The organism is Methylomonas subterranea, from assembly GCF_024505185.1.
Lineage (GTDB): Bacteria > Pseudomonadota > Gammaproteobacteria > Methylococcales > Methylomonadaceae > Methylomonas > Methylomonas subterranea.
Genome location: NZ_JANIBJ010000022.1, coordinates 1 through 17,155, shown reverse-complemented (window position 1 = coordinate 17,155; position 17,155 = coordinate 1). Strand labels below are relative to the sequence as shown.

20 protein-coding genes are annotated in these 17,155 nt (G+C 54.5%); 14 read left to right on the top strand and 6 right to left on the bottom strand.

The window, feature by feature from the left end:
- Nucleotides 1-3: 3 nt before the first annotated feature.
- Genes hisG through NP590_RS12535 form a run of 6 tightly spaced genes read right to left on the bottom strand, consistent with a single transcriptional unit; the run spans nucleotide 4 to nucleotide 4,330 of the window.
- Entirely contained in the window at nucleotides 4-630 is a 627-nt protein-coding gene (hisG, locus tag NP590_RS12560; protein WP_256602781.1) for an ATP phosphoribosyltransferase, read from the bottom strand.
- A 15-nt stretch (nucleotides 631-645) separates the two neighbouring features.
- A complete protein-coding gene (gene murA / locus NP590_RS12555; RefSeq protein ID WP_256602780.1) occupies nucleotides 646-1,911 on the bottom strand; it encodes a UDP-N-acetylglucosamine 1-carboxyvinyltransferase in 1,266 nt (421 codons plus the stop codon).
- A complete protein-coding gene (locus NP590_RS12550; RefSeq protein ID WP_256602779.1) occupies nucleotides 1,904-2,251 on the bottom strand; it encodes an STAS domain-containing protein in 348 nt (115 codons plus the stop codon). Before NP590_RS12550 ends, murA begins: the two co-directional genes overlap by 8 nt.
- Nucleotides 2,251-2,715 carry an outer membrane lipid asymmetry maintenance protein MlaD gene (gene mlaD, locus NP590_RS12545; protein ID WP_256602778.1) on the bottom strand — a complete coding sequence of 155 codons (465 nt, stop codon included), beginning with the start codon at nucleotides 2,713-2,715 and terminating at the stop codon, nucleotides 2,251-2,253. The genes NP590_RS12550 and mlaD overlap by 1 nt, the downstream gene beginning before the upstream one ends.
- A gap of 1 nt (nucleotide 2,716) precedes the next feature.
- Entirely contained in the window at nucleotides 2,717-3,499 is a 783-nt protein-coding gene (mlaE, locus tag NP590_RS12540; RefSeq protein ID WP_256602777.1) for a lipid asymmetry maintenance ABC transporter permease subunit MlaE, read from the bottom strand.
- Between the two features lie 12 nt (nucleotides 3,500-3,511).
- On the bottom strand, nucleotides 3,512-4,330 hold the full coding sequence (locus tag NP590_RS12535) for an ABC transporter ATP-binding protein (RefSeq protein ID WP_256602776.1): 819 nt from the start codon (nucleotides 4,328-4,330) through the stop codon (nucleotides 3,512-3,514).
- A 144-nt stretch (nucleotides 4,331-4,474) separates the two neighbouring features.
- On the opposite strand from NP590_RS12535, the gene NP590_RS12530 reads away from it, so the two are divergent.
- From NP590_RS12530 to NP590_RS12465, 14 genes are all read left to right on the top strand, one after another.
- Nucleotides 4,475-5,446 carry a KpsF/GutQ family sugar-phosphate isomerase gene (locus tag NP590_RS12530; RefSeq protein ID WP_504222746.1) on the top strand — a complete coding sequence of 324 codons (972 nt, stop codon included), beginning with the start codon at nucleotides 4,475-4,477 and terminating at the stop codon, nucleotides 5,444-5,446.
- A 9-nt stretch (nucleotides 5,447-5,455) separates the two neighbouring features.
- A complete protein-coding gene (gene kdsC / locus NP590_RS12525; RefSeq protein WP_256602775.1) occupies nucleotides 5,456-5,989 on the top strand; it encodes a 3-deoxy-manno-octulosonate-8-phosphatase KdsC in 534 nt (177 codons plus the stop codon).
- On the top strand, nucleotides 5,986-6,552 hold the full coding sequence (gene lptC / locus NP590_RS12520; protein ID WP_256602774.1) for an LPS export ABC transporter periplasmic protein LptC: 567 nt from the start codon (nucleotides 5,986-5,988) through the stop codon (nucleotides 6,550-6,552). The genes kdsC and lptC overlap by 4 nt, the downstream gene beginning before the upstream one ends.
- Nucleotides 6,539-7,039, top strand: coding sequence for a lipopolysaccharide transport periplasmic protein LptA (gene lptA, locus NP590_RS12515; RefSeq protein ID WP_256602773.1), 501 nt, complete (start codon nucleotides 6,539-6,541; stop codon nucleotides 7,037-7,039). The genes lptC and lptA overlap by 14 nt, the downstream gene beginning before the upstream one ends.
- Before the next feature lies 1 nt (nucleotide 7,040).
- Nucleotides 7,041-7,766 (top strand): LPS export ABC transporter ATP-binding protein, encoded by a 726-nt coding sequence (gene lptB / locus NP590_RS12510; protein ID WP_256602772.1) that lies wholly within the window; start codon nucleotides 7,041-7,043, stop codon nucleotides 7,764-7,766.
- 13 nt (nucleotides 7,767-7,779) lie between these two features.
- On the top strand, nucleotides 7,780-9,216 hold the full coding sequence (locus tag NP590_RS12505) for an RNA polymerase factor sigma-54 (RefSeq protein WP_256602771.1): 1,437 nt from the start codon (nucleotides 7,780-7,782) through the stop codon (nucleotides 9,214-9,216).
- Nucleotides 9,217-9,257: 41 nt separating this feature from the next.
- Complete coding sequence (gene hpf / locus NP590_RS12500; RefSeq protein WP_256602770.1) at nucleotides 9,258-9,548, top strand: ribosome hibernation-promoting factor, HPF/YfiA family; 291 nt, start codon at nucleotides 9,258-9,260, stop codon at nucleotides 9,546-9,548.
- A gap of 51 nt (nucleotides 9,549-9,599) precedes the next feature.
- The gene (rapZ, locus tag NP590_RS12495) at nucleotides 9,600-10,457 is read left to right on the top strand and encodes an RNase adapter RapZ (RefSeq protein WP_256602767.1); all 858 of its coding nucleotides are present in this window, start codon (nucleotides 9,600-9,602) and stop codon (nucleotides 10,455-10,457) included.
- Nucleotides 10,458-10,493: 36 nt separating this feature from the next.
- A complete protein-coding gene (gene mgtE, locus NP590_RS12490; RefSeq protein WP_256602766.1) occupies nucleotides 10,494-11,849 on the top strand; it encodes a magnesium transporter in 1,356 nt (451 codons plus the stop codon).
- A 73-nt stretch (nucleotides 11,850-11,922) separates the two neighbouring features.
- Nucleotides 11,923-12,666 carry a septum site-determining protein MinC gene (gene minC / locus NP590_RS12485; RefSeq protein ID WP_256602765.1) on the top strand — a complete coding sequence of 248 codons (744 nt, stop codon included), beginning with the start codon at nucleotides 11,923-11,925 and terminating at the stop codon, nucleotides 12,664-12,666.
- A gap of 21 nt (nucleotides 12,667-12,687) precedes the next feature.
- A complete protein-coding gene (gene minD / locus NP590_RS12480; protein WP_256602764.1) occupies nucleotides 12,688-13,500 on the top strand; it encodes a septum site-determining protein MinD in 813 nt (270 codons plus the stop codon).
- Nucleotides 13,500-13,754, top strand: a complete 255-nt coding sequence (gene minE, locus NP590_RS12475) for a cell division topological specificity factor MinE (protein ID WP_256602763.1) — start codon at nucleotides 13,500-13,502, stop codon at nucleotides 13,752-13,754. Before minD ends, minE begins: the two co-directional genes overlap by 1 nt.
- 80 nt (nucleotides 13,755-13,834) lie before the next feature.
- Nucleotides 13,835-14,032, top strand: a complete 198-nt coding sequence (locus NP590_RS12470; protein ID WP_256602762.1) for a winged helix-turn-helix domain-containing protein — start codon at nucleotides 13,835-13,837, stop codon at nucleotides 14,030-14,032.
- 271 nt (nucleotides 14,033-14,303) lie between these two features.
- Nucleotides 14,304-17,084, top strand: coding sequence for a glycosyltransferase (locus NP590_RS12465; protein ID WP_256602761.1), 2,781 nt, complete (start codon nucleotides 14,304-14,306; stop codon nucleotides 17,082-17,084).
- The last annotated feature ends 71 nt before the right edge of the window (nucleotides 17,085-17,155 follow it).

Genomic DNA, 17,155 nt, shown 5'->3' with positions numbered 1-17,155 from the left:
TGATTACCGTTGTGCCAAAGTAGTTTCGAACTGGTCTATCAACGCCTGGATGGCTTGGTGCTTCATTTTCATCGCCGCCTTGTTGACCACCAGCCGGGAGGTGATGTTGGCGATCAATTCGCGCGGTTCCAGGCCGTTGGCTTTCAGGGTGTTGCCGGTGTCAACCAAATCGACGATGCAATCGGCCAAGCCGACCAGCGGCGCCAGTTCCATCGAGCCGTAGAGTTTGATGATTTCGGCCTGTATGCCCAGGTCGGCGTAATAGCGTTGCGCGGTTTTGACGTATTTGGTGGCGACACGCAAACGGCCCTTGACTTCCGGCGCATTGACCGGGCCGGCGGTCATAAGCCGGCAGCCGGCTATGCCGAGATCCAGCGGCTCGTAAAGGCTTTCGGCGCCGTGTTCCAGCAGCACGTCCTTGCCGGCAATCCCCATATCGGCCGCGCCGTATTCGACGAAGGTCGGCACGTCGGTGGCGCGGATGATCACCAGTTGCACGTCCGGGCGGGTGGTTTGCAAGATCAGCTTGCGGCTTTTGTCGGGGTCGTCAACCGGCGTGATGCCGGCTTGCTGCAAAAACGGCAGGGCTTCTTCGTAAATGCGGCCCTTGGATACGGCTATGGTCAACATGATTTCAGTCGTCTATTAATTAGGCACGCGGCGGATGGTGGCGCCAAGCTGGGTGAGTTTTTCTTCGATGTGGTCGTAGCCGCGGTCGATATGATAAATGCGGTCCACCAGTGTGCTGCCGTCGGCTACCAAGCCGGTCAAGACCAAGCTGGCGGAGGCGCGCAGGTCGGTTGCCATCACCGGCGCGGCGGTCAGTCTTTCAACCCCGGTGATGATGGCGGTGTTGGATTCCAGTTTGATTTGCGCGCCCATGCGTTGCATTTCCTGTACGTGCATGAAGCGGTTTTCGAACACGGTTTCGGTGATCAGGCCCACGCCTTCGGCTACCGCATTCAGCGCGGTAAACTGGGCCTGCATGTCGGTGGGAAAGGCCGGGTAGGGCGCCGTGCGCACGCTGACCGCCTTGGGTCGCTTGCCGTGCATGTTCAACTCTATCCAGTTGTCGCCGGTGGTGATTTCGGCGCCTGCTTCCTTCAGTTTGTCCAGTACCGCGTCCAGCGTGGTGGGATCGGTGTTTTTCAATCTGACCCGGCCGCGGCTGATGGCGCCGGCCACCAGATAAGTGCCGGTTTCGATGCGGTCCGGCAGAATGTCGTAGTGCAAGCCGGGCACGCCGAGTTTTTCCACCCCTTCCACGGTCAGAATGTCGGTGCCGATGCCGCTGATTTTTGCGCCCATTTTGTTTAAAAAGTGGGCCAGATCGGAGACTTCCGGTTCCTTGGCGGCGTTTTCGATAATGGTGACGCCTTCCGCCAGGGTGGCGGCCATCAGGATGTTTTCGGTACCGGTGACGGTGATTTTATCCAGCACCAGACGGCAACCTTGCAGGCGCTTGGCCTTGGCGTGGATGTAGCCGGCTTCCACTTGAATGTCGGCGCCCAGTTTGATCAAGGCGTCGATATGTATGTCCACCGGCCGGGTACCGATGGCGCAACCGCCCGGCAGTGATACGTGTGCTTCGCCGAAGCGGGCCAGCAACGGGCCCAGTACCAGAATCGAGGCCCGCATGGTTTTTACCAGTTCGTAAGGCGCTTCGTATTTATCGATGGTACTGGAGTCGACCTCGATATTCATTTTTTCGTCGACCATCAGGCCGACGCCCATTTGGCCCAGCAGTTCCAGCGTGGTGGTAATGTCGTGCAAATGCGGAATGTTGCCGACGCTGACCGGCGTTTCGGACAATATGGTGGCCGCCAGAATCGGCAGGGCGGCATTCTTGGCGCCGGAAATGCGCAGTTCGCCGTCGAGCGGTTCGCCGCCGGTAATCAGTAATTTATCCATTGATGTTGCTTACATTGTTGGGGGCAGAACCGGATGAACTGCCGGAATAATATTCGGTTTCGTCGAAGCCGCTCAATTTGGCCAGAGCCATCAGTTGCTCCGGAATGTTTTTGAAGCGCAGTTCGGCACGGATGGCGCGGCTTTGCTTGATCCATTCGATCATCAGGGCCAGCCCGGCGCTGTCGGTTTTGCCGACTTTCGACAAGTCTATGTAAATGGTCTCTATGCCCTTCAAAAATCTGAAGGACTGCAAGGTTTGTTTGTCTATGCTGGCGAAGGTCAGATTGCCTTCCACCGTAAAATAGCCGGGCGATTGTTCGCTCAAGCTCAGCTTGGCCATTATTTGCCTTCCGCTTTGTTCATCATGAACTTGCCTATCATTTCTTCCAGCACGATGGCCGAGCTGGTGATGTCCAGGCGGCTTTTGTCTTTCAAATAATCCTCGGACGAACCGGGGTCTATGCTGATGTATTGTTCGCCCAACAGGCCGGCGGTATAAATGCTGGCGCTGGAATCGTCGGGCAGATTGTCGTATTGGCTGTCGATACGCATTTCCACCACGGCTTCGTGCGAGCTCTTGTCCAGCGTGATGGACGAGACGCGGCCGATTTTTACCCCGGCAAGCGATACCGGCGATTTGATCTTCAGGCCGCCGGAGTTCTGAAAGCGGGCGCTGACGGTGTAGCTGTCTCCGTTACTGTAGGAGCCCAGGTTGCTGATTTGCAGGGCCATGTAAAACAGGGCGGCAATACCGACGGCGACAAACATGCCGACCAGGGTGTCCTGCGTTTTTGAGTGCTGCATGTCAAATGTCTCCAAACATCAGAGCGGTTAAAATGAAATCGAGTCCCAGAATCGAAAAGGCGGAATTGACCACGGTGCGGGTGGTGGCGCGGCTGACGCCTTCGGAGGTGGGTACGCTGTCGTAGCCTTCGAACAAGGCGATCCAGGACACCACGAATCCGAACACCACGCTTTTGATGACGCCGTTGATGATGTCTTCGTTAAAGTCTATGCCGTTTTGCATTTGGGCCCAGAAGGCGCCGTCGTCGACGCCTAGCATGCCGACGCCAACCAAGTGTCCACCCATGACGCCTATCGAACTGAAAATGGCCGCCAGTAGCGGGGTGGAAATCAGGCCGGCCAGAAAACGCGGGGTGATGATGCGGTTGATCGGGTCCACCGCCATCATTTCCATGCCGGACAATTGTTCGGTGGCTTTCATCAGGCCGATTTCCGCCGTCAGCGCCGACCCGGCCCTGCCGGCGAACAGCAACGCTGAAACCACCGGCCCCAGTTCGCGCACCAGCGAAGCCGCCACCATCAGGCCCAGGGATTCGTCGGCGCCGAAATCCGACAAAATATAATAGCCCTGCAGGCCCAGCACCATGCCGACGAACAGGCCGGAAATGGCGATGATCAGAAACGACAGCACGCCCACCGAGTACAGTTGTTTGTTCAACAGGTTGGGGCGCGGTAATACTTCGCGTATGCCCGCCAGCACATGCATCAGGAAAAAGGTGGCCCGGCCCAGTTTGGCGAAACTGCCGCGGGCGGTCTTTCCCAGAAGTTCTAAAAATTCAAGCATCGCGAGTCCGGGTTATTTGGCGGTCAGCAGATCGTCGAGGTAATCCCTGGCCGGGTAATGAAAATGCACTGGGCCGTCGGCGTCGCCGTTCATGAATTGTTGTACCCAGGCCGAATCCGAGCTTGCCAGTTGCTGGGGCGTGCCCTGGCCGACGATTCTGCCTTCGGAGAGTACGTAGATATAGTCGGCGATGGCGGCCGTTTCATGCACGTCGTGCGAGACGATGATGCTGGTCAGGCCCAGGGTGGTATTCAGAGACTTTATCAGATGTACCAAGGCTCCCATCGAAATAGGGTCCTGTCCGGTGAACGGCTCGTCATACATGATCATCATCGGATCGAGGGCGATGGCACGGGCCAGCGCCACCCGCCGGGCCATGCCGCCGGACAGTTCGTTAGGCATCAATTGATGGGCTCCGCGCAAACCGACGGCCTGCAACTTCATCAGCACCAGCGTGCGGATCATGGATTCCGGCAAATGCGTGTGTTCCCGCAATGGAAAGGCCACGTTGTCGTAGACATTCATATCGGTCAGCAGGGCGCCGCTTTGAAACAACATGCCCATGCGCTTGCGCAAGTTATATAGCTCCCTGGTCTTTAGCTGATGCACGTTTTGCCCGTCCACCAGTATTCGGCCGGCGTTGGGATACAACTGCCCGCCAATCAATTTCAGCAGCGTGGTTTTACCGGTTCCGCTGGGGCCCATGATGGCGGTGACCTTGCCGCGCGGTATGTTCAGGCTGACATCGTCAAAAATTTTTCTCGTGCCGCGGGAAAAGCTGAGGTTTTCGACGCTAACGATATGATTTGTCGAGCTTGCGCTAGTGGGCATCTGCCGGAATTACATAATTTGGGGAGTGAAGTGGGCTATTTTGTATGAGGGGTCAATAATAAGTCAATGACTCGGGATGAAAAGGTCGGCAATAACATGCAATAATGGTTCCTTTTTTAGCGTTTTTGGTGGGGGATTGGTTTGGTGTGCGATCAGGATATTCAGGCCTTGGCTGTGGCGGTTATTCAAACCGAAACCAAAGCCGTTGCCATGTTGGCGGAGCGCATAGACGAACAATTTATCCGGGCTTGCCATTTGCTTCTGGCCTGTAAGGGCCGGGTGGTGGTGACGGGGATGGGTAAATCCGGCCATATCGCCGGCAAAATCGCCGCTACCCTGGCCAGCACCGGTACTCCGGCTTTTTTTGTGCATCCGGGCGAGGCCAGTCACGGCGACCTTGGCATGATAACCCGGCAGGATGTCGTGTTGGCCTTGTCCAATTCCGGCGAAACCGAGGAAATTTTGACGATCTTGCCTATCATTAAGAGGCTGGGCGTGCCTTTGATTGCCATGACGGGCAACGCCGGATCGGCCTTGGCCAAGCTGGCCAGCGTGCATATCGATGTGGCTGTCGAACAAGAGGCTTGTCCATTGGGTTTGGCGCCGACCTCCAGCACCACGGCGGCCTTGGTGATGGGCGATGCGCTGGCTGTGTCGTTGTTGCAAAGCAAGGGCTTTACCCGCGATGATTTTGCCTTGTCGCATCCGGGCGGCAGTTTGGGCAAGCGCTTGTTGCTGCAGGTCGGCGACATTATGCACAGAGGCGTCGAAGTGCCGATGGTTGCCGATTCGGTGACGGTCAGTAAAGCTTTGCTGGAGATGACGGAAAAGAAGCTGGGCATGACGGCGGTGGTCGATGAGGATGGGCAGGTGGCGGGCATATTTACCGACGGCGATTTGCGGCGCATGCTGGAAAAGAATCTCGATGTGCGCGGTACCCGGGTTGCGGAGGTTATGACGCGGCCTTGCGCGGTGATCAAACAGGACATCCTGGCCGCCGAAGCCATGCAAATCATGGAAAGCAAAAAGATCAACGCCCTGCTGGTGGTCGATGAAGATAAACATCTGCACGGTGCATTGAATATGCACGATTTGTTGCGGGCCGGCATTGTTTGAGGAGGGGGCATGCTGAATTTGTCGCGGGAGCAACAGGATAAAATCAAACGGCTGAAATTGTTGATACTGGATGTCGACGGCGTGTTGACCGACGGACGTCTTTTCTTCGACGACCACGGCCAGGAATACAAATGCTTTCATGCCCGCGACGGCCACGGTATTAAACTATTGCGGCAATCCGGCGTCGAGGTGGCGGTGATTTCCGGGCGCAAATCGAATTCCGTGACGTTGCGCATGCAGACTCTCGGCGTCGATTTGGTGTACCAAGGGCATGAAAACAAGCGGGCGGCCTTTGCCGAGATCCTGCAAAACCTGAACTTGCGTCCCGGGCAAGCTGCCCACGTCGGCGACGATGTGCTGGATTTGCCGATTATGTTGCAAGCCGGTTTCGCGGTGGCGGTTGCCGATGCCAACTTTGCGGTCAAACAGCGGGCGGATTGGTGCACGCAAACGCCGGGCGGCATGGGAGCCGTGCGCGAGGTGTGCGACCTGATCATGCAGGTGCAGGGTAGTTTTGACGCGATGTTGCGGAACTATTTATGAACTTTTGGGATAAATACCAGCTGTTCATTTACGTGGCCGGGGCCGCTTTGTTGACTTGGTGGTTGCAGCAGTTGTACGAACAGCGCGCCATCGAGATCAAAGTGGCCGAAAACAGCCCCGATTTTTTCAGTTCCGGTTATTACAAAAAAGAAATGGATCTGGACGGTTTGCCCAAGAGCGAGTTGACGGCGGAAAAGTTGCGGCATTTCAAGGCGGATGGCTCCACCCATCTGGAGAGGCCGATGATGGTTTTGCACAGCCCCAATGCCGCGCCATGGGTGATTCGATCCGATAGCGGTATCATGGCGGCCGACGGGGACAATCTGCGCTTGAACGGCAAGGCCTTGATAGAGCGCCAGGCCTCCAAGGGTTCGTCCGCCATGAAAATCAGTACTTCGGATTTGCGGGTTAAATTGTCAACCCACTATGCGGAAACAGCGGCTTGGGCGGATATCGTCAGCCCACCCAATCAAACATCGGGCACCGGCATGGAAGTAACCTTTGTGAGTCCTATTCACTTGAAATTATTGTCCAAGGTTAAAGGGCGTTATGAAATTAAGTAAGTTGATCGGCTTGGGGCTATTGCTGTGCGTGGGTCCGGCTTTGGGGTTGGAAAGCGATTCCGAGCAGCCTGTCTATATCGATTCGGACAGCGCGGTTTATGACGAAAAGGCCCAAATCAGTACTTATACCGGCAAGGTGGTGGCCAAACAGGGCAGTATCAGAATCGATGCCGATAAATTGGTGGTCTATCTGAAAGACGGCGACATTATCAAGTTGGTGGCGACCGGTAACCCGTCGAAGTTCGAACAGTTGCCCGCCGTGGGGAAAGACAAGATGTACGGAGAAGGACTGATCAACGAATTTTATCCGGACAAGAATCTGTTGATTTTTATGAAGAACGCTTCGGTTTGGCAGGGCGATGCCCGACAATCCAGCGATCGTATCGAGTATGATACAAAAAATTCTCTGTTGAAGGCCGGCGAGTCCAGTTCGGACGGCAAGCGGGTCCACTCCGTCATCAAACCCAAGGCGAAACCGGCTAACTGACATGGCGCGATTGAGAGCTGAACAAATTTTCAAAAGCTACAACCGCCGTAACGTCGTTAACGGGGTCAGTCTGGAGGTCAATACCAGCGAGGTGGTCGGTTTATTGGGCCCCAACGGCGCCGGCAAAACCACCAGTTTTTACATGCTGGTGGGTTTGGTCAAGGCGGATGCCGGCCAGATTTATCTGGACGATCAATGCATTACGCATCATCCCATGCATAGGCGGGCGCGGCTGGGTATCGGCTATCTGGCTCAGGAAGCCTCGGTGTTCCGTAAATTGAGCGTGGCGGATAACCTGCGGGCCGTGTTGCAGATACGCGCCGATCTGACCGATGGCCAGATCGAATTGATGATCGATGAGTTGCTGGGCGAATTCGGCATCAGCCATTTACGCAATCAACAGTCGCTGGGCCTGTCGGGCGGGGAACGCCGGCGGGTGGAAATCGCCAGGGCACTGGCTTCGGAGCCGCAATTTATTCTGCTGGACGAGCCGTTTGCCGGCGTCGACCCGATTTCGGTGCTGGAATTGCAAAAAATTATTGCCCAACTGAAGGAAAGGGGTATCGGTATATTGATTACCGAACATAAGGTTAGGGAAACGCTTGAAATATGCGACCGGGCCTACATTCTGAATGCGGGGCAGGTGATTGCCGAGGGAGCCTCGCGGCAATTGGTTGAAAACGAGGAAGTCCGCCGCGTATATTTGGGCGACACATTTAGCTTATAGAGATCGAGTAGTCATGAAGCAATCTTTACAGCTCAGAATTGGTCAGAGCCTGACAATGACGCCGCAATTGCAACAGGCGATCAAATTGTTGCAAATGTCGACCCTGGATCTGCAACAGGAAATTCAGCAGGCGCTGGAATCCAACATGATGTTGGAGGTTGAAGAGGATGATTTGCCTACCCTGGAGTACAGGGATAAAAAATCCGAAAATACCGATCAGATTACCAGCGAAGGTTCGCAAACCGACATGCCGGATGAACTGCCGGTCGATGTCAGCTGGGACGACGTCTACGAGAGTGCCTTGCCGGCGGGTGACGATTCGTCGGATAGCGCGGAATTCGAAACTTTTCGCGGTAAAACTCAAACCTTGCAGGATCATTTGATCTGGCAACTGGAATTGACCCATGTCTCCGAACGCGACTACGCGATTGCGGTGGGAATAATCGATGCCATAAATGACGACGGTTATGTGGCCACCGATTTGAACGATATCTATCAAGGCCTGCTGGAACAATTGGACGATTTGGAGATGGACGAGGTGCAGGCCGTGCTGCACATGATCCAGAATTTCGATCCCGTCGGCGTGGGCGCCCTGGATTTGGCGGATTGCTTACGCTTGCAAGTGCAGCAGTTGCCCGAGCATACGCCGTACAAAGCCGACACGTTGGATTTCGTTACCCGGCACCTGGAGTTGTTGGCCAGTTGCGACCAAGCCCGGCTGATGAAACGGGTAGGCTTCACCGAAGAACAATTGAAGGGCGTGCTGGCCTTGATCAGAAGTCTGGATCCCAAGCCGGGCGCGCGCCTGCAGGAAGCCGATGTGGAGTACGTGGTGCCCGATGTGTTCGTGCACAAGGTCAAGGATCAATGGCTGGTTACGCTGAATCCGGATATCGCTCCCAAACTGCGCATCAATCCGTTCTATTCCGGCATGATCAAGCGGGCCGATAACAGCCAGGACAATGTCAGCATGAAAAACCACATGCAGGAAGCGCGTTGGTTTATCAAAAGCCTGCATAGCCGCAACGATACGTTATTGCGGGTGGCCAAGAGTATCGTGGAAAAGCAGGGCGAATTTTTCGAACACGGACCGATTGCCATGAAGGCCATGGTCTTGCGCGATATCGCCGAGGAACTGGAACTGCATGAGTCCACCATTTCCAGGGTCACCACGCAAAAATATATGCACACTCCGCAGGGAGTGATCGAATTTAAATACTTCTTCTCCAGTCACGTCAGTACCGAGGGAGGAGGCGAGTGTTCCGCCACGGCGATCAGAGCACTGATAAAAGAGTTGGTGGGGAATGAAAATCCGGCCAAACCCTTAAGCGATAGTAAAATATCCGACTTATTGAACGAGAAGGGTATCAATGTGGCGCGGCGTACCATTGCAAAATACCGCGAAGCCATGTCGATTCCTTCCACCAGCCAGCGGAAGAGGCACATTTAAATCAAACGGGAAGCACATTTTTTATAAACAGGAGTATTTCCATGCAAGTCAGTATCACAGGTCACCACGTAGAAGTCACCGAGGCATTAAAAGCCCATGTGGAAGACAAAATCAGCAAAATCAAGCGCCATTTCGATAATGTGGTCGATGTCCACGTTATTTTGACCGTCGAGAAACTGGAGCAAAAAGCCGAAGCCACCGTGCAAGTCAGCGGCGCCAAACTGTACGCCGATGATACGCAAGAAGATATGTATGTCGCGATCGACAACATGGTCGACAAACTCGACAGACAAATCGTCAAACACAAAGAAAAATTACAAAACCATCGTTAATCATCCAGCCACCAGGGCAGGGCGAAGCCCGGCTTCGCCCTGTTACAGTTTATGAAATTGGTCATTATCAGCGGCTTGTCGGGCTCGGGAAAAAGCATCGCACTGGATACCCTGGAAGATTGCGGATATTACTGTATCGACAATCTGCCGATTGCCTTGCTGCGGGACTTTGTTGACCATGTCATGCTGGAAGGCCGGGATATTTATCAAAAAACCGCCATAGGCATAGATGCTCGCAATCAAACCGAAAGTCTGGCGGATTTTCCCAACAAATTAAAATTCATTCGCGACAAGGGGATAGAGTGCGAGGTGGTCTATATGCATGCGGAGGAAAATATCATCCTCAAGCGCTATAGCGAAACCCGCCGCAGACACCCGCTTACTACCGCCAGCAGGCCCTTGCGCGAGGCGCTGGAAATTGAACAGCAAGTGTTGCGGCCATTGGCCGTGCATGCCGACATTACCGTCGATACCAGTTATACCCATTATCACCAGTTGCGGGATTTGCTGAAAAACCGCCTGGGGGAGAAGGGCAAAAGCCGATTGTCGATATTATTTCAATCGTTTGGATTTAAATACGGTATTCCGCTGGATGCCGATTTCGTCTTCGACGCCCGCAGCCTGCCCAATCCTTATTGGGTAGCGGAATTGCGGGGATGTACGGGCAAAGACCAGCCGGTAATCGATTTTTTGCAGAACGAATCCGTGGTGCGGGAGTTTTTGCGGGATATCGGCCAATTCATCGAGCGCTGGGCGCCCCGCTTCGAGTCCGACAACCGCAGTTATCTGACCATTGCCATCGGTTGTACCGGCGGACAGCACCGCTCGGTTTTTCTGGTCGAGGAGCTGAGCCGGTATTTTAAAGACAAAATTCCGAATGTGATTGTCAGACACCGCGAACTGCGGTAACGGACAATGCGGCCGGTTCAATATCAATTTTTCACCATGTCATCATTAGCGCTGGAAAACCGCAAACAACTGCTGGACAGAACCGCCGAGATCCTGCGGTCGGGAACCCAAATGGATATACGGAATTGGGTGCATTCCTTATATCCCGCCGAAACCGCGCACATTCTGGAATCGTTGGAAGCCGAGCATCGCGCCAAAATTTGGGCGGTTATTCCTCCCAGCGTGATGGGTGAGATATTGGTCGAAGTCAATGTCGAAGTCGGCGCCGGTCTTTTGAAAATCACCGACCGCAAGGATTTGATCGCCGCCTGTGAAAACATGGGCTCCGATAGCATGGTCGATCTGTTGCACGTGCTGCCGGAGCCATTGTTGTCGCAAGTCATTGAAACCATAGGCGCGCGCAATCGCAGTCGCTTCGAAAGCGCCTTGGGTTACGGCGAGCATACCGCCGGCGGCCTGATGTCCCGCGAAGTGTTGACGGTACGCGCCGATGTGACCTTGGATGTGGTGGCGCGTTATTTGAGAAAGCGCGGTAAAATTCCGCCGGGCACGGAGAGCCTGATTGTGGTCGACCGCACCGAGCAGTTCCGGGGCATATTGCCGCTAAGCCAGTTTCTGGCCAGCGACCCGCATAGCAAGGTGGCCGACGTGATGGATAGTCGCGGTGTTGCAGTGCTTCACAGTACACCCAGCCGAGACGTGGTGCGCTTATTCGAACAGCGTAAGCTTTTGTCGTTGCCGGTGGTGGCGGATGACGGCAAGGTCATGGGCCGCATCGCCATCGACGATATCGTCGGCGTCATTCGCGAGGAAGCGGATCATTCGTTGATGGGCATGGCCGGCTTGACCGAGGGACACGATATGTTCGCGCCTGTGGTCACCAGCGCCAAGCGGCGGGCGGTCTGGCTGGGCATCAATCTGTTGACCGCCTTTTTGGCCGCCTGGGTGATCGATTTGTTCGAGGATACCATTCAGCAAATTGTGGCCTTGGCGGTATTGATGCCGATCGTGGCCAGCATGGGCGGTATAGCCGGCAGTCAGACCCTGACCCTGGTAATTCGCGGCTTGGCCTTGCAGCAAGTATCCGCCGGCAACGCCATCAGTCTGTTGTTTAAGGAAGTGTCGGTAGGTTTGGTCAACGGTTTGGTTTGGTCCGCGGTAGTGGCCGGAGTGGCCGGTTTCTGGTTTCATGATCCGCATCTGGGCTTGCTGTTGGGGGCGGCAATGATGATAAATTTGGTCTGCGCGGCCTTGTCTGGAGTGGCCATTCCGGTAGTGTTGGATAGATTGGGCGTTGATCCGGCTTTGGCGGGCGGGGTATTGTTGACCACCGTCACCGATGTGGTGGGGTTTATGGCATTCCTGGGTTTGGCAACCCTGTTCCTGCTCTAAGTCCCGCTATGCTTTTTCCGATGGATAATGATAGTATTTCCCTTACAAATAGCTGATTCCCCTTGGAAACTCGATGTCGACCAGTTCCCCGTCCCTACAGAAAGCCGCCTTGGAATTCAAAAGCACCTCTTTGACGGTGCCGGTGCTGCTGCTGGCCAGTATTGACGAGAAGCATATCGAGCTGCAATTACAGGAAAAAATCGCCCAGGCGCCCGAATTTTTCAAGCACTCGCCCCTGTTGATCGATTTGCAAAAATTGAACGGCCAGGGGCTGGATATGGATTTACAGTCCCTGGTTAAACAGGTGCGTGATTTGGGTTTTTTGCCTATAGGCATTCGCGGCGGCAACGACAGGCAAAATCGCGCGGCGCTGGATATGAACCTGCCGGTGCACTCACTGCACGGTGGCAATTCAGCCGCGACGCATAAGCCGGCGGCAAAAACCCTGGCCGTGTCGTCGGAAGTGGAAGCAAGCAAACAGCCCGAACAAACCCTCGAAAACAAATTGATCACCCAGCCGGTGCGTTCCGGCCAACGGGTATATGCCAAGGGCGACCTGATCGTGACCGCGACGGTCAGTGCCGGCGCCGAAATCATGGCGGAAGGCAATATTCACGTCTACGGCACCTTGCGCGGGCGAGCCCTGGCCGGCGTGCCGGGCAACATCAACAGCCGGATTTTCTGCTCCGACCTGCAGGCCGAATTGATTTCCATTGCCGGTATTTATCAGCTTAGCGACGATTTAAGTCCGGAAACAGCGCACAAGCCAGTTCAGATCAGTCTGGACAATCAGACCCTAATTATTAAAGATATTTAAGCTTTCCTCGGAGGAATTACATTGGCCAGAATTATCGTCGTCACGTCGGGAAAAGGTGGTGTGGGCAAGACCACAACCAGTGCGGCTATCGCAATGGGCTTGGCAAAAAGAGGTCATAAAACCGCGGTTATCGATTTTGACGTGGGTTTGCGCAATCTGGATTTGATCATGGGCTGCGAACGCCGGGTGGTTTACGATCTGGTCAACGTCATCAACAATGAAGCCACCCTGAATCAAGCCTTGATCCGGGACAAACGTTGCGATCAGCTTTATATTTTGCCCGCCTCGCAAACCCGCGACAAGGATGCCTTGACTACCGAAGGCGTGGGCAAGATTCTGGAAGAACTGGCAAAGGATTTCAAATATATCGTTTGCGACTCGCCGGCCGGCATCGAACGCGGGGCCACCTTGGCCATGTACTTTGCCGACGATGCCTTTGTGGTCACCAATCCCGAAGTCTCTTCGGTGCGCGATTCCGACCGCATGCTGGGTATTTTGTCCAGCAAGTCGCGTCGCGCGGAAAGAGGCGAGGACCCCATCAGGGAATATCTGCTGCTGTCGCGTTATTCGCCGGATCGGGTCAAACTGGGCGAAATGTTGAGCGTGGACGATGTACAGGAAATTCTGTCGCTGCATTTGTTGGGTGTGATTCCTGAATCGAAATCGGTATTGAATGCTTCAAACTCGGGCACGCCCGTCATCCTCGACGAACAAAGCGACGCCGGTCAAGCCTATCAGGACATCGTGGCCCGGTATTTAGGGGAAGACAAACCCCATCGTTTCATTGAGGAAGAGAAGAAAGGCTTGTTCAGCAAGCTGTTAGGGAGAAAGTAATGAGTCTCTTGGATTATTTCAGATCGTCGAAACCGAGCAGCGCCTCGCTGGCGAAAGAGCGATTGCAGATTCTGGTTGCCCACGAACGTTCCTCGCGCAACCAGCCTTCGTATTTGCCTCAATTGCAGCAGGAATTGCTGGCGGTCATCCGGAAATATGTCAACGTCGGCCAGGATGCCATTACGGTGAATTTTGAGCAGGATGGCAATCAAGAAACCCTGGAATTGAATATTGTGTTACCCGACGACCGCTAGTGTTTTCGCCGCGATAAGCTTCGCGGGATTGCTCGGGCAAGGCCAAAGATGGTTTTTTTGTTGAAATGTGAGGTGGTGAAATGAGAGATGTAATTGGTGATGCGGCAGGTAAAATTTGGCACTATCTGAATGAAAATGGTGAAGCCAGTGTCTCGAAAGTTACAACGGAAACCGGCTTGGGCAAAAATGAAGTCCAGCGCGCGATTGGCTGGCTGTTGAAAGAAGATAAATTGAATGTCGAGACCATAGGGCGCGCCGAAACCCTGTCTCTGAAATAAGATTCCCACGGGCCCCGCATTAAGCTTGGCCTAAGCAGCGTCGATCAAACTGGCGGGGCATTCGCCCGCAGTGATGAACGCTTTACTTAGGTCGGGTTTTGCGGGGTTTTTTTTGCGCGGATGTCCGTGGTAATTCTGTATACCGACCGAAACCGGACTACACTACTGTAAGCGCTAAAACAGGCATGACGATTTTTAGCCGTCCGCGTATCCATTCCGCAAATTAAAGTTTACCGGTCCCTTTTTTTAGATTTGGAGTTTTCCGCTCGAAATGAAAGCCAAAATAGCTACCTTATTTACGTTGATAGTTCTGGTTGCCGGCAACTATGCCATCTGGACCTATATCAATAACCCGTTGCAACTGCCGTCCTGGAACAGCACCATGATGGGGGTTACCTACAACGGTACCCCGCGAGATTTCAACCCGGAGAAGAAAAACTACCCGACCCGCGAACAAGTGCAGGCGGATCTGGAGCTTTTTGCCGGCAAGGTTCATTCCATCAGAACCTATACCTCTACCGAAGGTATGGAAGTCGTGCCGGAATTGGCTTCCAAAACCGGCATCAATTTGGCGATGGGCGCCTGGATAGACTTGTTCGACGACAATACCACCGAAGCGGACAAGCAGGCTATCGAGGAAAAAAATCGCCGCGAAATCGAAAGCCTGATCAATTTAAGCAACCAGTACCCCAAAACCATAGTCCGTACCTTGGTGGGTAACGAATCGCTGTTGCGGGCGCGTTCCAAACTTTCCGGGCGGGTAGCCGCGCAAGTTCGGGCGGAATTTGGCGGACAACTGAGCGATAGGGAGCTCAAGGACAAAATTGAAGAACAAGTAAAGCTCGAAGTTGCCGAGAAAGCCAAGCAGTTGATCGAGTACATCAGGGAAGTCAAAAAACGCACCTGGAAGCCGGTAAGTACCTCCGAAACCTGGGATATTTGGGCGGCTAACCCGGACTTGGTGGCGGAAGTCGACTATATCGGCGTACATATTCTGCCCTATTGGGAGGGAGTGCCCGTCGACCTGCCCAAGGGGGCCGAAGGTGTTGGGGCCGTCGATTACGTATTCAAGCGTTATTACGAATTGCAGCAACAGTATCCCAACAAACCCATCGTGATTACCGAAGCCGGCTGGCCTTCCGACGGGCCGCCGCAAAGAAACGCAACCGCGTCGTTGGTCAACGAAGCCAAATTCTTGCGGGCTTTTCTGAATCGGGCCACGGCGGAAAACATCATCTATTATGTGATCGAGGCATTCGATCAGCCCTGGAAAATCGAACTCGAAGGTACCGCCGGCGCCTATTGGGGCTTGTTCAACGCCGATCGCCAGCCCAAGTTTCCGATGGAGGGCGAGGTAGTCGCCAATCCGATGTGGCGCAATTTCGCCAGCGGCGCGGCGATACTCAGCGTCATCTTGATGGCGGCTTTTTTGTTTACCCGCAAAAGTTTGAAATTGCCTGGCAAATTTTTGTTCGGCATCGTGGCGAACCTGGCGGCTTCCGTACTGTTCTGGTCGGCCTCCATTGCGGCGGCCCAGTACCAAACCAGTTTTTCGGTGGTGTTTTGGGGCATATTGCTGATGATGCAGGCCATGGCGATTCTGGTGCTGCTGACGGAAAGTCTGGAACTGGCGGAAGTGCTCTGGCACCGCAAGGGGCGGCGCACCTTTACCCCCTTGACGCCTTCGCCTGACTTCAAATATCCCAAGGTGTCCATCCATCTGCCGATTCATAACGAGCCGCCGGAAATGGTGCGCAAGACGTTGAATGCCTTGGCCAAGGTTGACTACCCGAATTATGAAGTACTGGTGATGGATAACAATACCAAGGATCCGTCCGTTTGGCAGCCCGTGCGGGCCGACTGCGATCGGTTGGGAGCCAAATTCAGGTTTTTCCATTTGGATAATTGGCCGGGGTTCAAGGCCGGCGCAATCAACTATGCACTGGAAAATACCGCCGAAGACGCCGAGATTATCGCCGTCATCGATAGCGATTACATCCTGTCGCCTGATTGGCTGAAGTCCATGGTGCCCTATTTCGACCGGGAAAACGTCGGCTTCGTGCAATCCCCGCAGGATTACCGCGATGCTCACCAGAGCACCTTCAAGGACATCTGTTATTGGGAATACGCCGGTTTCTTCAATATCGGCATGGTGCAGCGCAACGAATACAACGCCATCATCCAGCACGGCACCATGACCATGGTGCGCAAATCGGCGTTCGATAAGGTGGGCGCCTGGGGCGAGTGGTGTATCTGCGAGGATAGCGAACTGGGGCTGCGCCTCTATGAAGCCGGCTACGATTCGGTCTATTGCAAGGAATCCTTCGGCCGCGGCCTGATGCCGGATACTTTCTCCGGTTATATGACGCAACGCTTCCGTTGGGTATATGGCGCCATGCAAATCATCAAGAAGCACTGGCGGCACTTTTTACCCAATAAGAAATCCGCGCTAACGTCCGCGCAACGTTACTACTTCGTGGCCGGCTGGCTGCCCTGGTTTTCGGATGCCTTGGCCTTGTTGTTTACCGGCGCCAGTTTGATTCTGACAACCTTGTTGGTACTTAATCCGCTGCACAGCGAATTGCCCATCAATGCCTTCCTATTGCCCACCATAGGCTTGTTTGTGTTTAAGGTTGGCCGCGGACTTTGGCTGTATAAGGCGCGGGTGGCCTGCTCGACCTTGCAGGCCATGGGGGCGGCCTTGGCCGGTTTGTCCCTGACCCACACGGTGGCGCGCGGTACCTTGCAGGGCCTATTCACCTCCGGCAAGCCCTTCATGCGCACGCCGAAATACGAAGCCCAAGGTCCGTTGATTGCCGGCTTGCTGGTCATTTGGCAGGAGATTCTGTTGCTGAGTTTGCTGATTGCCGGCATCGTGGCGATGCGCATGGAGCCGCAATTCGATAACACCAGCGGCCGCCTGTGGGTCGCGGTATTGGCCGTACAGGCCGTGCCTTATCTGGCCACCTTTCTGACCATTTTGATCAGTGTGGCGCCGAGTTATCTGCCCGGTAAAAAACTGGCCGCCGAGGAATTGGATACCGACGTATAAATTGTCGGCGCCATAAAAACCAAAAGGCCGCATCGCTTTCCAACGATGCGGCCGTTTTTATATTGTCCGGT